Source organism: Endozoicomonas euniceicola, from assembly GCF_025562755.1.
In the GTDB taxonomy this organism is placed as follows: domain Bacteria; phylum Pseudomonadota; class Gammaproteobacteria; order Pseudomonadales; family Endozoicomonadaceae; genus Endozoicomonas_A; species Endozoicomonas_A euniceicola.
In genome coordinates this window covers 19,847-32,636 of record NZ_CP103300.1, presented here as the reverse complement: position 1 = coordinate 32,636, position 12,790 = coordinate 19,847, and the positions used below count along the sequence as shown (strand labels likewise).

At 48.8% G+C, this 12,790-nt stretch carries 11 protein-coding genes and 4 tRNA genes; 13 read left to right on the top strand and 2 right to left on the bottom strand.

Annotated elements, in window-relative coordinates; genetic code table 11:
- Window positions 1-182: 182 nt before the first annotated feature.
- A complete protein-coding gene (gene lon, locus NX720_RS00220; protein WP_262598689.1) occupies window positions 183-2,627 on the bottom strand; it encodes an endopeptidase La in 2,445 nt (814 codons plus the stop codon).
- Window positions 2,628-2,787: 160 nt separating this feature from the next.
- Between lon and NX720_RS00215 the strand changes: the two genes are divergently transcribed.
- Window positions 2,788-3,372 (top strand): DUF924 family protein, encoded by a 585-nt coding sequence (locus NX720_RS00215; RefSeq protein ID WP_262598688.1) that lies wholly within the window; start codon window positions 2,788-2,790, stop codon window positions 3,370-3,372.
- Here the strand turns inward: NX720_RS00215 and NX720_RS00210 are convergent.
- On the bottom strand, window positions 3,348-3,725 hold the full coding sequence (locus NX720_RS00210; RefSeq protein WP_262598687.1) for a hypothetical protein: 378 nt from the start codon (window positions 3,723-3,725) through the stop codon (window positions 3,348-3,350). The two genes, NX720_RS00215 and NX720_RS00210, sit on opposite strands and share 25 nt — an antisense overlap.
- A gap of 147 nt (window positions 3,726-3,872) precedes the next feature.
- Between NX720_RS00210 and NX720_RS00205 the strand changes: the two genes are divergently transcribed.
- From NX720_RS00205 to NX720_RS00155, 12 genes are all read left to right on the top strand, one after another.
- Window positions 3,873-6,251 carry a glycosyl hydrolase family 18 protein gene (locus NX720_RS00205; protein WP_262598686.1) on the top strand — a complete coding sequence of 793 codons (2,379 nt, stop codon included), beginning with the start codon at window positions 3,873-3,875 and terminating at the stop codon, window positions 6,249-6,251.
- 158 nt (window positions 6,252-6,409) lie between these two features.
- Window positions 6,410-6,499: transfer RNA gene (locus NX720_RS00200), tRNA-Ser, on the top strand.
- A 27-nt stretch (window positions 6,500-6,526) separates the two neighbouring features.
- Window positions 6,527-6,603: transfer RNA gene (locus NX720_RS00195), tRNA-Arg, on the top strand.
- A 25-nt stretch (window positions 6,604-6,628) separates the two neighbouring features.
- Window positions 6,629-6,721: transfer RNA gene (locus tag NX720_RS00190), tRNA-Ser, on the top strand.
- A gap of 37 nt (window positions 6,722-6,758) precedes the next feature.
- Window positions 6,759-6,835, top strand: a tRNA-Arg gene (locus tag NX720_RS00185).
- A gap of 87 nt (window positions 6,836-6,922) precedes the next feature.
- Window positions 6,923-7,045 carry a hypothetical protein gene (locus NX720_RS00180; RefSeq protein WP_262598685.1) on the top strand — a complete coding sequence of 41 codons (123 nt, stop codon included), beginning with the start codon at window positions 6,923-6,925 and terminating at the stop codon, window positions 7,043-7,045.
- A gap of 56 nt (window positions 7,046-7,101) precedes the next feature.
- Entirely contained in the window at window positions 7,102-7,629 is a 528-nt protein-coding gene (locus NX720_RS26830; protein ID WP_318654078.1) for a hypothetical protein, read from the top strand.
- A 19-nt stretch (window positions 7,630-7,648) separates the two neighbouring features.
- Window positions 7,649-7,918 (top strand): hypothetical protein, encoded by a 270-nt coding sequence (locus tag NX720_RS26825; protein ID WP_318654077.1) that lies wholly within the window; start codon window positions 7,649-7,651, stop codon window positions 7,916-7,918.
- A 302-nt stretch (window positions 7,919-8,220) separates the two neighbouring features.
- Window positions 8,221-8,643 (top strand): hypothetical protein, encoded by a 423-nt coding sequence (locus NX720_RS00170; RefSeq protein WP_262598684.1) that lies wholly within the window; start codon window positions 8,221-8,223, stop codon window positions 8,641-8,643.
- On the top strand, window positions 8,588-9,421 hold the full coding sequence (locus NX720_RS00165; RefSeq protein WP_262598683.1) for an ankyrin repeat domain-containing protein: 834 nt from the start codon (window positions 8,588-8,590) through the stop codon (window positions 9,419-9,421). Before NX720_RS00170 ends, NX720_RS00165 begins: the two co-directional genes overlap by 56 nt.
- 97 nt (window positions 9,422-9,518) lie before the next feature.
- Window positions 9,519-9,854, top strand: a complete 336-nt coding sequence (locus NX720_RS26885; protein ID WP_404831126.1) for a transposase — start codon at window positions 9,519-9,521, stop codon at window positions 9,852-9,854.
- Window positions 9,855-10,096: 242 nt separating this feature from the next.
- Window positions 10,097-12,673 (top strand): ankyrin repeat domain-containing protein, encoded by a 2,577-nt coding sequence (locus NX720_RS00155; protein WP_262598681.1) that lies wholly within the window; start codon window positions 10,097-10,099, stop codon window positions 12,671-12,673.
- Window positions 12,674-12,790 lie beyond the last annotated feature (117 nt).

Below are 12,790 nucleotides of genomic sequence, written 5' to 3'. Positions count from 1 at the left end.
ACCAGTCATTTAGATAAAAGGCTGGTTTTATATGCGTTAATGGTCTCGGGGATTTTTGGACAGAAGCGTGCGCAGGCATTATAACTATAAATGCTCACTCATGTGTCCAAACGGGGGTTGCCCTCGTTGATTAGAGCGTAAGAAAAAATCTGTGCCGCCTTATACTGGCGGCACAGTACGTTTCAGTTTCCGGTTTTCTTTTTCGGCGTTTTTCTGGCTGTTTTTTTCCCAAACATCACCTGGTAGGCATCGCTATAAACGCTGGCGAAGTGCACAGTCATTCCAGACCGGATGTAATCAGGCAACTCGTCGTAATCGCGACGGTTTTCCTCTGGCAGAACCAGTTCTGAAATGCCTTGTCTGCGGGCTGCAATCACTTTCTCACGAATACCTCCGACAGCCAGTACCCGACCGGTCAGGGTCAGCTCTCCGGTCATGGCGACAGCCCTGGGCTTTTTCCCCCGTGCCAGTGAGATCAGGGCAGTAGCCATCGTCACGCCTGCACTGGGGCCGTCTTTTGGTGTTGCACCTTCTGGCACATGCAGGTGGATAAAGGCTTTTTCAAAAAAGTTCTCGTCAGCACCGAACTGGCCGGTCTGACTGGAAACATAGCTGTAGGCAATTTCAGCCGACTCTTTCATCACGTCGCCCAGTTTGCCCGTCAGTTTGAAACCGGCTCGTTGGCGATGAATCAGCCCGGCTTCTACCGGGAGTGTGGCACCGCCCATAGAGGTCCAGGCCAGTCCGGTGACAACACCGACGCCATCAATGACTTTCTCTTGACGGAAGTAGGGTGCGCCCAGGTATTCCTCAAGACTTTTGATGGTAACGCTCAGACTCTTCTGCTTGCCTTTCAGCAGAACCACCACGGCTTTGCGAATGATCTTCTGCAACAGCTTTTCCAGGTGGCGCACACCCGCTTCACGGGCATAACCTTCTATGAGTGCTTTTAGAGTCGCGTCAGAAATTTTCAGTTGAGCCTTTTTCAGTCCGGCGTTCTTTAGCAGTTTGGGCCACAGGTGGTTTCTGGCAATCGCCAGCTTCTCTTCAGTGATGTAGCCGGACAGCCTGATGGTGTCCATCCGGTCGAGCAGTGGTCCGGGAATGGTGTCGAGCTGGTTGGCAGTACTGACAAACAGCACCTTGGACAGATCAATGCGCATATCCAGGTAATGGTCCAGAAATTCACTGTTCTGCTCCGGGTCCAGAACTTCCAGCAGCGCAGAGGCCGGGTCTCCCCGGTAGGAAGCACCGATTTTGTCTATTTCATCCAGCATAATTACAGGGTTGGCGACATCGACTTCTTTGAGTGCCTGAACCAGCTTACCCGGCAGGGCACCCACATAGGTGCGACGATGGCCTTTTATTTCCGCTTCGTCCTGCATGCCCCCAAGGCTAAAACGGTAGAACTTGCGGCCCAGGGATTTCGCCACTGAGCGACCAATGGATGTCTTACCCACTCCGGGGGGGCCAACCAGCAGCATGATAGAGCCGGAAATCTCTTTCTTGAAAGCGCCGACGGCCAGAAACTCAATAATCCGATCCTTGACGTCTTCCAGTCCGTCATGGTCTTCGTCGAGTACCTTGCGGGCAAAGTCCAGGTCCAGGTTGTCCTCGGAAAAGCGTCCCCAGGGAACCGAGGTGGCCCAGTCCAGGTAGTTACGGCAGATGGCGTACTCCGGTGAACCGACTTCCAGAATAGAGAGTTTCTTCAGCTCGTCGTCGATTTTTTTACGGGCCGTTTCAGGGACTTTCAGCGCTTCAAGACGAGACTCGAACTCCTCGATCTCAGCGGTACGATCATCCTTGGAAATGCCCAGCTCTTTCTGAATCACCTTGAGCTGTTCACGGAGGAAGAACTCTCTCTGGTGTTTGCTGATCTTACGATTGACTTCAGCGTTAATTTCACCTTGCAGTCGTGCCACCTCTTGCTCTTTGCGGATCAGAACCAGCACTTTTTCCATGCGCCGTTGAACCTTCAGGGTTTCCAGCACATCCTGAAGATCCTGCCCGGGAGCCGTGGTGATCGCTGCGGCGAAGTCAGCCAGTGGGGAAGGGTCTTTTGGGCTGAAGCGGTTCAGGTAATTTTTCAACTCTTCACTATAGAGTGGGTTCAGTGGAATCAACTCTTTAATAGCCTGAATCAATGCCAGGGCATAGGCTTTGATTTCATCGCTGTCGTCCTGAACACTATCGGGGTATTCCACCTGAACCAGGTAGGGAGGACGTTTGCGTAGCCATTGTTTAATGCGGAAACGCTGCATACCCAGGGCGATAAACTGTATCTGTTCACCTTCACCCACCACATTATGAATTTTGACGGTGCAACCTACCTCGGGAAAATCTTCCGGATCAACCTTGGTACCGTCACCCGGCATACCCGCAACATAGCTCAGGCCAACCACTTTGTGAGGGCTCTGGCTGACCCGTTGCAGAGTTTCTTCCCAGTCTTCGCTGCTGAAAACCAGCGGCTGAACCTGTGCCGGAAAGAAGGGACGGTTGGATACAGGTATCAGATAAAGCTTGTCGGGGAGAGCGTGTTCGGGAAGTACCAGTGTGGTGCCTGTTTCTTCATCCTGCTCGTCAGCAGAAATAACTTCTGGATCGATAGATTCCTGGTCTGTCATGATGTTCGATAGCCGGTTTGATTTGTTGAAACGGATAATGACTATTTGGAGTCATTCTGGATATTTTCAATAGAGACTGAATTTAAGTATGGTTTACTGAATCGTGCTTGCCATCGATAACATTTCTCCAATATGAAATGAGCTCAAAGGAGACAAAACAATGAACAGTCAGCAGGTACTGGATTTCTGGTTTGGCGGTGAGCCACTGGGAAAGGCGCAGATAAAACGCTGGTGGCAGAAAGACAGTGACATGGATGAAGAAATAACATCCCGGTTTCTGAATCTGGTTAAAGAAGTGCATCAGGGACTTGGTGATGAATGGTCGCAAAGGGCTGAAGGCCGGTTAGCGGCAATTATCTGTCTTGATCAGTTTCCCCGCAATATGTTTCGTGATCAGCCTGAAGCGTTTCACTACGATCAGAAAGCGCTTGAACTGTGTCAGCAAGGTGTTGAGACAGGTGCTTATCATGAACTGCCGTTACTCTGGCAGTCTTTCTTTTTTATGCCGCTGATGCACAGCGAAAATCTGGCGGATCAGAATGACTGTGTTAAACAGTTTGCCCGACTGACCGAACAGGCAGACGGGCCACTGAAAGAGTATCTGTCCGGCTCACTGGATTTTGCCAGACAGCATCAGGCTATCGTGCGACAGTTTGGTCGCTACCCCCATCGCAATGACATTCTCGGCAGAGAGAGTACGGCAGAAGAGTTGGCCTTTCTTCAGCAACCCGGTTCATCGTTCTGAGGTTCAGCTTTAACAGGGTAGCGTTGGGTCATTTGAGGGCTGATGCCCTGAAGTTCAACAATGCCTGCCTGACGGGTGCGAAACTCCAGGGCTTCATGAAGGGTACTGAAACTGAACTCTGTGTAACGGCTGCAGCGACAGTAGTCTCTGTATTCGATATAAAGAATGAAACAGGTAGAGATGGTACTTTTGCCTGTTTTGACTTTTGCCTGTGACAGCCAGGTATGAAGGGAACAGTTATACCGGTTATGCCAGACCTGAAGATTGTATTGATCCAGAGCCCTGGGAGTGTACTCCGGCAACGTGTGTAGCGTGTGGGAGTGGATTGCGGGAATACTGGCTAGGGTATTCATTGAACAGCAGGCAGAAACCTTTCGAAAAAAATCCCATTAAATCAGTGTTATTGCCATTGCACAAGACGGGCTTTCCATAGGTTGCTGGAAATGTAACCGGTTACATGGAATAATTTGCCAGACATCTGAGGTGATGCAGGTGTACAGATGAAAAATAGTAATAACGATGGAAATTCTATGAAAAAAGGAATGAGGAAGGGGATGAGAAAAGCCTTGCTGGCAAGCGCGATTGCCTCTCTGCTAGTCTCCGCAACCGCTACCCACGCAGCACCGTCACATGATAAAGCGGTCATTGGTTATCTTACCCAGTGGGAAGCCTGGAAAGATGCCAGTGCCGGATTCACTGTAAAAGGCGAAGCCACCCATTTAAACGTCAATATGGATATATATTCCATACTGAACTTTTCATTTTTCGGTGTAGCCAGAGACGGTTCGCTTCATAGCGGGGATTATAGAAACAAGTCAATCTACCAGAAGGATGCCGTTCAGGAGCCTTCGCCTTTGTTGAACACCGACGTCTATTCCAGTTGGGATCTGCATATTCTCTGGGGTGAAATGGAGTATCTCTGGGAATACCCTGGCGAAGAGGACTGGCAAAAAGAACAACGGAAAAAAGTCGTAGAACAGGGTTTCATTCCCTATCAAAATGGTTGGAAACATGAACCAACAGGGATTACCGGAGGCTTCCCTCTACCATTGAAGAAAACGGGAGGCGCACCCGGCCTGATCGATCTGGCTCACCAGAAAGACGTAAAAGTCATGGCGTCGCTGGGCGGTTGGAGTATGTCCAGACACTTCCCGGAAATGGCTGCTGACCCTGTGAAAAAGGAGCGCTTTCTGCAGGATGTGGACCGTCTCATGGCCATGGGCTTTGATGGTATCGACATTGACTGGGAATACCCTGGCACCGGTGGCATGAACTTTCAGGGCTCACCCGAAGACTACGCCAACTTTGAACAGTTGATGGAAGATATTCGTGCCCGTATTGGTAAGGATAAGCTGCTGACCGCTGCTTTCTCGGCCTCCACCGCCAAACTGAAAGGGTACGACTGGGCGCGCCTGGCTCGCTCTATGGATTACTTCAATATGATGACCTACGACCTCAATGGTGGCTGGTCGGGCATCACTGGACATAATGCGCCGCTTTATCCTTACCCTGAAGAAGAATTTAAAGGGCTTGATCTGGATACACTGCGTCAATGGATGGCAGACAAAGGCATCCCCTCAGAAAAAATCAACTTTGGTGCTGCCTTCTATGGTCGTGGTGTACAAACCGCTGAGAACTCAGCATCCCTTGGTGTACCAACAGACAAGCGTCTGGTTAACTTCTCTGTTGATGGCCCCACCCAATCGGCGGTGGACCTGGATAACTGGAGCAAGTTCGAGGGGCAGCCAAGCTACAACTACATCATCCAGCAGACCGGCTGGCAGAAACAGTGGGATGATAACGCCCAGGTTCCCTACGCCATAAAAGACAAGTTTTTCCTCAGTTACGACGACCCTGCATCCATTGAGAAAAAGGCGCAGTACGTCATGGATCACGATCTGGGTGGCATCATCGTCTGGCAGGTTGCCGGGGATATCAAGTGTGAAGGGGAATTCAAGAGCTTTGGGCCAAAACTGAAGCAGTGCACCAGGCTGTCTTCTCCGCTGGCGGAAAAAATCCATGAAGTGTTCAACCAGAACGTCACACCCAATACTCCGCCGGAACTCACAGTGCCCGGCCCTCAGTCTGCCGATTCCGGACAGACCATCACCTTTAATGTTTCAGCCACCGATAAAGAGGGCGACAGTCTCAGTTTCAGCGCTGAAGGCGGAACAGTAACCGAGCTTGAGCCAGGCAAGGCGCAAATTAGTTTCACGGCACCAGTAACCAGGGTCGATACCCAGAAGACCGTTACTGTTACCGTATCGGATGGCCGTGCCAGGCAGACCAGGACAGTGCTGGTTAACGTCAAAGGCAGCGGTGAGGCAGACAACACGCCACCGATGTTATCACTGCCAGCCACAGCCAGCGTCAAGTCCGGCCAGTCGGTCACCATTCCTGTATCTGCCACGGATGCCGATGGTGATGCCCTGACCTTCACCGCCACCAAAGGAACACTGACCCAGACGGGTAATCAGGCGACCTTGCTCTACCAGGCACCCGATGTCGACGTGGATACACAGGTGGTCATTCAGGTAACGGTTACCGACGGCAAGGCCAGTGACAGTGGCACGGTAACCGTTACAGTGAAGGCAGCAAGTAGTGGAAAGTCCACCTGGGACGCCTCTAAGGCCTATGTGGGCGGAGACCAGGTCACTCACAATGGCATTCAGTACACCGCCAAATGGTGGACTCAGGGTGATGAGCCAGGCAAGTCCGCAGTATGGGAAGAAGCGGACGACGGAACCCTCAAGGAATGGAGTTCGGACAAAGCCTATACCGGTGGTCAGGAAGTGACCTGGCAGGGGAATACCTACAGAGCCAAATGGTGGACGCAGGGGGATGAGCCAGGTAGCAGTGATGTGTGGCTGTTGATCTGATTTGTGTCCGTCATCCCCGCCTGCGCTGGGATGACGGCTGGATATTCGGTGTTGCTACTTTCCTTAGTTATTTTCCGAATTCTAACGATTTGTGGTTGCGAATTAATCGGCGTTTCTATAAATTACGGCTCGTTCGCTGATGAGGCGAACAGCAAAACGGTGAGGTGTCCGAGTGGCTGAAGGAGCACGCCTGGAAAGCGTGTATACGTTAACGCGTATCGAGGGTTCGAATCCCTCCCTCACCGCCAATGAACGAAATGTACTAAAAGTTTTGCGCGCTCGTAGCTCAGCTGGATAGAGTACCTGGCTACGAACCAGGCGGTCGGAGGTTCGAATCCTCCCGAGCGCGCCATAATAAGACCCGAAACGGTCTTGACGGTGAGGTGGCCGAGAGGCTGAAGGCGCTCCCCTGCTAAGGGAGTATACGGTTTGTAGCCGTATCGAGGGTTCGAATCCCTCCCTCACCGCCATACAGCTTAATGAACGAAGTTTGCTGAAAAGTTTTGCGCGCTCGTAGCTCAGCTGGATAGAGTACCTGGCTACGAACCAGGCGGTCGGAGGTTCGAATCCTCCCGAGCGCGCCATATTAAAAAGCCCTGCTAAGGAATTAGCAGGGCTTTTTTCGTTTGCCTGTTCCGTCCTGAAATAGGTTGACAATCTGGAGACCTATTATGGGAACCCTCCCGAATACCCGCAGAAAACGCACACGGCGAGGCTCTACTTTAGGCTTTAAATTGAAGGTTGTTGCCAGTGTTGAACAGGGCGACATGACCTCTGTACACGACAAAAAGTGAGCTGACAAAAATCTGTGCTACAAAGCTTGGAGTGCAAACCATCGCTTCAAGCAGTTATGAATTCCATCAGCTCACTCACCCTACAGTTTAAGCTCTATCTCCACTGGAACAAGCCACATCTTGATGTACTTTCTATTCTCATAGTGGCAATCATCAAGCGTCGCACCGTCAATTGGACACAGCTGGCAACAACCTTTCCAGGCACGGCTCAGGCATCCTCCTGTTATCGCCGAATCCAGCGATTTTTCAAGAACGTTGTATTTGACGAGGAAACGGTTGCGCAGCTCATTGCCCGCCTGTTTTCACCGGAAGATGCCTGGATGCTTAACATTTTCGCCGTAAGCCCCCTGACTTTTAGCTATCTCTTTATCACAAATCCTAATCTTGACTTATCCTTTTCAGTGATGAGTCAAGATCATGTTGCCATTACCTCCTTCGCCGAAGAGTACCGCAACCGTCTACTGGATATCAGCTGGTTTATGCGTTGCCTGAATGAATACCTGGCAAGGGCAGCCAATAAAGAAGATGATTGCAAAGGCCGTGATATGGGAAGGTCGTTACAAAAGTCAGGCTCTATTGGATGAAGGAGCACTGTTGACCTGCATGTCATATGTTGATTTGAATCGTGTCCGAGCCAAACTGGCGACAACCCCTGAAAACTCCGACTACACCTCTGTTCAGAAAAGATCGGAAAAGGCCTGTGGTAATACCGACAAAAAACAACCGGACAAACTAAAGCCCTTTCGTTCACAAGGACAAAATCCCGATACAGCTATTCCTTTTGCGCTAAGCAGTTATCTCAATCTGCTTTTCAGCATGTTTATTCCTAAATGGCCCAGTGACTGCACCAAATTCAATGAGTTCATCGAATGATTTGTCGTTGGATGAAAGTAAAACAGAGAGGTTTATTTGTACTTTTGAGCTCTTTAAATTATGGATGTCCTATTTTTTTCTATTTTTTCCTTCTATTTTAAACTCAGTCTTCACTGCAATGAAAAATGAAGCCATCAGAAAACAGAATGAACGATTTCTCTATATCTCTGTCCTATTAAAGTAGTGAAACCACCTGAGGGTGTTCCAGATCTCGCCTTGCCAGAAAATATTCACAAAGGCAGATGATGAATAGATAAACAGAGGAAAAGTACGTGCAGGCTTGTACAGCAACAACCTCGAAGGTGGCTGACTATCCATCAGGCTCTTTATCTGAAAACCAAAAAGCTGAATCAGTTACGACAGCTACCTTTGTAGGGCGCTTTGGCACCGAGCGGCCTGTTGCCAACAAAAAACAACTGAGGGAGTATCTCATCAGTGCCAGCGATCTGTCTGAGCACAACAACCCCACAGGCTGTTTCCCCAGCCTTCCAAAACCCATTAAACTTATTGATCAATCCGTTAGCCAGTTCAAAGTGCCTGACAAAACGGCTCCTGACATTCTTCCTTACTTTATGGACTCTCGAAGCGGTCAGAAACTCCACAGAAAAGCCGCGGCATCTAACTTCACATCCATCGAAAATACTATGAGGACTGGAGGCGTTGATATTAATGCCTCAAACAAAAAAAAGTGGCAATACACCACTGATCAGTGCGGCATTAAATAACCACTGGGAAATGGTAGCTACACTGCTGGATGCTGCGCCTTCCGGGAGTGTGACGGCGGTAAACAATGAGGGTGAGGATCTGCTGAAACTACTGCTCACTGGCACAGCCCATAAAGCCCTCGGTGCGGACTTCGGGAAAATATTGGCAAAAGTAGTGTTAAACGGCCATAACGATGGAGCTTTCTCCGCCTATGCCTTTCAGCGAATCGCTGAACGATGCGACGCTGGCCTTTTGGACGCGGCACGGAAAGCCATTCCCGACAATCTCCATCATCCGTTAAGAGATAAGCTCTTTGCAGAGAAATTACTTCGGATTACGGCAGGCATTAATTCAGATAAATCAGGGGTGATCACTTACCTTCTGAGTCTTAAGAACGGTGCGGGCTCCACCCTGGTTGATCCGAATGCTGAATGTGCCAGAGGTTTTACCGCTCTGATGAAGGCCAGTTCGATAGGTAAAACGGATAACGTGAAGTGTTTGCTAAAAGATGGCAGGGTCAAAGGGCAAATTAATAAAGAGAACCCCAAAAAGCGCTTTGCCTGGACTGCTTATACCTCTGCCCACTACCATGGGTGCCGTGTGACCATGAGGATACTTAAGGATCATGGTGCTACTTCTATTTCCGCTCGCTCCATCCTTGCTGAGGAGCAGCGGGCAAGGGAAGCGCATTCCAATACCTCGAGTGGAGGGGGTTCGGGAGGATTTATACTCGAATCCCTGGGCAATGCTATAGGCGCAGGCATAGCTACAGGCTTTGGCGGTGGATCGGATGACTAGGAGCCTGCCGGACTTAAGCGTTCGTCTTCACTGAGCCGAACAAGGTACTACGCCAGACAGCCCGACCTTTGAACCCCTTCAGCTCGAACATGTTCAGCTGAAGGCGAAACTGGCGTGGTATGAAAAACAGTTCCGGTTATATCAGCATAAAAAATTTGGTTCCTCCAGTGAGCGTTTTGAAGACCAGAGACTGCTTTTTAGGGTATTGTCTGTGCTTATCGGTGATAGCGTCTGCAATGCCAAAGTCAAGGAATACCGCACTGGCTATTATTTTCCCTCCCATCTCGCTGGGTATGGCATTGATCGTTTCTCGGCCACCTTCTGTTCTGCACCTGACTTGCAGGGCATCGTCCGATTTTCGGACATAAACAGTACTGGGCACTTGAGCGGTCCACGCGCCTCGTTTATTGGTCAACTGGCACTCTCCATCTGAGCCGTCACTAAATGAAAACGAGATGGGCGTCATTGCATCTTCTGTTTATGTTGCAGAACCTGTTAAGAAAAAAAGACAGCCACTCAATAACACTCCTTTCATATTGCCCATGCATGCCTGTATTAGAAAATCCGGCCTGCTGCCGTTTCCTATAATTGATTTGTATAGATTCACATTTTTTAAAAAGGATTTTTATGGATGGTTACATCAGCAGAGGCTACCACTGTTATATACCTGATTTTTTGCATGTTGAACCGCCCAGCCAGCATCAACCATCTGCGGCATCATCAGCCACCCCTTCATCTTTAGCTGAGAACTTGTTACCGGCCTGTCTGTCGGACAAAAGCATCCTTGATAGGGCTGTTTCTGTGGCAGATATTCCTGACGATGCCGGTACTGTAGTAAATCGTTTAAATCAAAAAAAGGCTGAGTTGACCGGTATAGAGGCGGGCTCAGAAGGTCATCAAAGCACCCGGGAAATGCGTGCTTGCCTGTCAGAAATTGAATTGCGTAAATCCGATTATATTGAATATGAAGATAAATTTGACAATCTTGCTAATAATTTGACAGTACTGGCAAACCATAAGGATTTCAAATCCCTGGAGAGTCTTGATGCTAAAAATGGTATTTGTTACGGGCTGGGCCTTAGCCATATTCAATCCATTATTACCGGAACCCAGAACGAGTTCGCAGAGTCATTAAGATTATTAAGCCGATCCTCTCAAGAAGGCTGGCTTTATGACGGTACCCTTTATGACAGCTTATGGGAACCGATTCAACTCGCATTGAAAGATTATAAAAATTATTCAGCCCTGAAGGGGACCCAGCCCGTTCCTGAAGGAAAGTCACTTTTCTTTGATTTATTCGCACAGGATCATCCTGAGTCCTTTAAATACATACAAATCATGGCAAGGCTCGACAGCCTGCAGCTCTATCAGGTGCCTCAGAATACATTCATGAGCCACTCAATTACTGAGCAGGATGGCATTAAAGCCTCAGCGATCCTCACTCCGTGGTTTTTAAAAGATACGCCTGCCGAGCAGCCTTCTTTTAGAGCAACCCAGCGATGGATTGCGATGGTGACACCTGAAGGCCTCGAAGATATTTTAAGCACCTTACCCTCAGGTGCCTATTTGCTCTTCATAGAAGGGCATTCATTATCCATTGATGTGGCAGATGAAACCGTTACCGTTTTTGATCAGAATATCCCGCTGTATTTTCTTCAGGCAAAACGGAGTGAGCAGCCCTCTTTAACTCTGCTTGCCAAAAAATTGCATATTTCTTTATCTGTAAGTATCTACGACACAGATAATTCGGTGCCCGTGCCATTGGGCATACAGCGGTTTGACAAGCAATCTGTAGATCTTCAGGAACCGAATGAGACGCTGAAAGAGATTATGGTCAGGAATGGTGAAAACATCACCACCAGACCCTTCGGTCATAAAGAACGACAGGCCCTTAAGTTGGCGGTGTATGCGAATAATCCAGACAGTGTTCGGTCTTTGGTGCCTTCACACCCTTCACAACAACAAGGCGATCAAGAACAGCCCCTTTTAATAACCGCTCTGAAAAACGGAGCGGGAGTCGGTGTCATTAAGGCACTGCTTGATGCCGGTGCAACTCTGGATACCAGTTTCCGCAGTGATCAAATTCTAATTACCGCAGCCATTAAAGGCAATAACCCGGAAACACTTAGATGGCTCAGTGCCGGTAAATTTAAATTTTTGCCCACTAGGATTCCAAAGGATAACAGTCTCCTGAAACAAGCATTAGACAGTAATTGCATGGCGGCAGCCAGAACGTTAATTCAATCAGGCCTGCCTGCCCGTCATGGAAGCCCCCCACTTGATGAACTAATACATACAGCCATCTTGAAAAGGGCTCCTGACATTATCGATACCCTGCTCTCAAAGTACGACTGGCCTTATTCCAGATTTGGTTTTTTGCAGGAGGCGATCACTAACCCGGATGGTGATCTGCATGGCGAGATGCTCGCCGTATTACTTAAACATGTGCCTGAAGAAACATTAAACTCGAAGGATTGCTCGGGCAAATCCCCATTGTACGAGGCAATCAATGCTCATAATTTCAACGCTATAGAAAAACTGTTTGAGCGTGGAGCAAGCGTCACTCCGGAAGGAGAATCACCTTTGACCGCCGCCGTAGAAACAGGGCAAACTCATATTGTTAAGTTGCTTCTCGAAAAAGGTGCCTCGCCTGATATTAAGCACATCCGGGCAGCGATAGCAGTGGGTGATATTGAAATGTTTAACAGCCTTTCAAATATAATGGACAGCCAACGGCTCGATTCATCTCAACTATTAATGGATTCTGCTCGATACCAGCGCATTGATATATTAAAAAAACTGATCGATAAAGTCGGTTCCGACCCGATTAATTCTGAAAACGGACGAAAGGCATTTAACTTAGCGGTCGACTATGGGTATTCGGAAATAGTCAGACTCTTTTTAGCCTCTGACTTCAAGGTTGACTGGCATGATTATCTTGGGGACTCCATTTTGCACCGGGCGGTTAAGTCTGGCCATATTGAAACCGTTCGAACTATCTTGGAGTGCTGCGCCCCGGCCAATGAAATCCCTGAATTTAAAAGGGCCAACGAGAAACAATTAACCCCTTTAGACATCGCTCTCCAGCATCAATCTGAAGAGAGATACAAAGAAATCATATCCCTACTGGAAAGTGAAGGTTTCAGGCCCAGTGAAACGGCCAGAAAGAAAAGTCGAGCGGCACTTTCCCAACGGAACAGGTTACGATCAACAAAAAGCGGGCGAAGACCAAGCGGTTTTTTCGGATTCTGAGCAATCAGAATTCCAACAGAATGAAGCGGAAGAACTGGCTGAAGAGGTCACTGAATAAGAGCAAAAGCCTGAAACCCATAATGAGCCTTAATTTTTTCCATTCTTTTAAAGCCTGTT

Coding starts and splice junctions, on each gene's coding strand:
- lon (WP_262598689.1), bottom strand. CDS start 2,627: ATGACAGACCAGGAATCTATCGATCCAGAAGTTATTTCTGCTGACGAG.
- NX720_RS00215 (WP_262598688.1), top strand. CDS start 2,788: ATGAACAGTCAGCAGGTACTGGATTTCTGGTTTGGCGGTGAGCCACTG.
- NX720_RS00210 (WP_262598687.1), bottom strand. CDS start 3,725: ATGAATACCCTAGCCAGTATTCCCGCAATCCACTCCCACACGCTACAC.
- NX720_RS00205 (WP_262598686.1), top strand. CDS start 3,873: ATGAAAAATAGTAATAACGATGGAAATTCTATGAAAAAAGGAATGAGG.
- NX720_RS00180 (WP_262598685.1), top strand. CDS start 6,923: ATGGGAACCCTCCCGAATACCCGCAGAAAACGCACACGGCGAGGCTCT.
- NX720_RS26830 (WP_318654078.1), top strand. CDS start 7,102: ATGAATTCCATCAGCTCACTCACCCTACAGTTTAAGCTCTATCTCCAC.
- NX720_RS26825 (WP_318654077.1), top strand. CDS start 7,649: ATGTCATATGTTGATTTGAATCGTGTCCGAGCCAAACTGGCGACAACC.
- NX720_RS00165 (WP_262598683.1), top strand. CDS start 8,588: ATGCCTCAAACAAAAAAAAGTGGCAATACACCACTGATCAGTGCGGCA.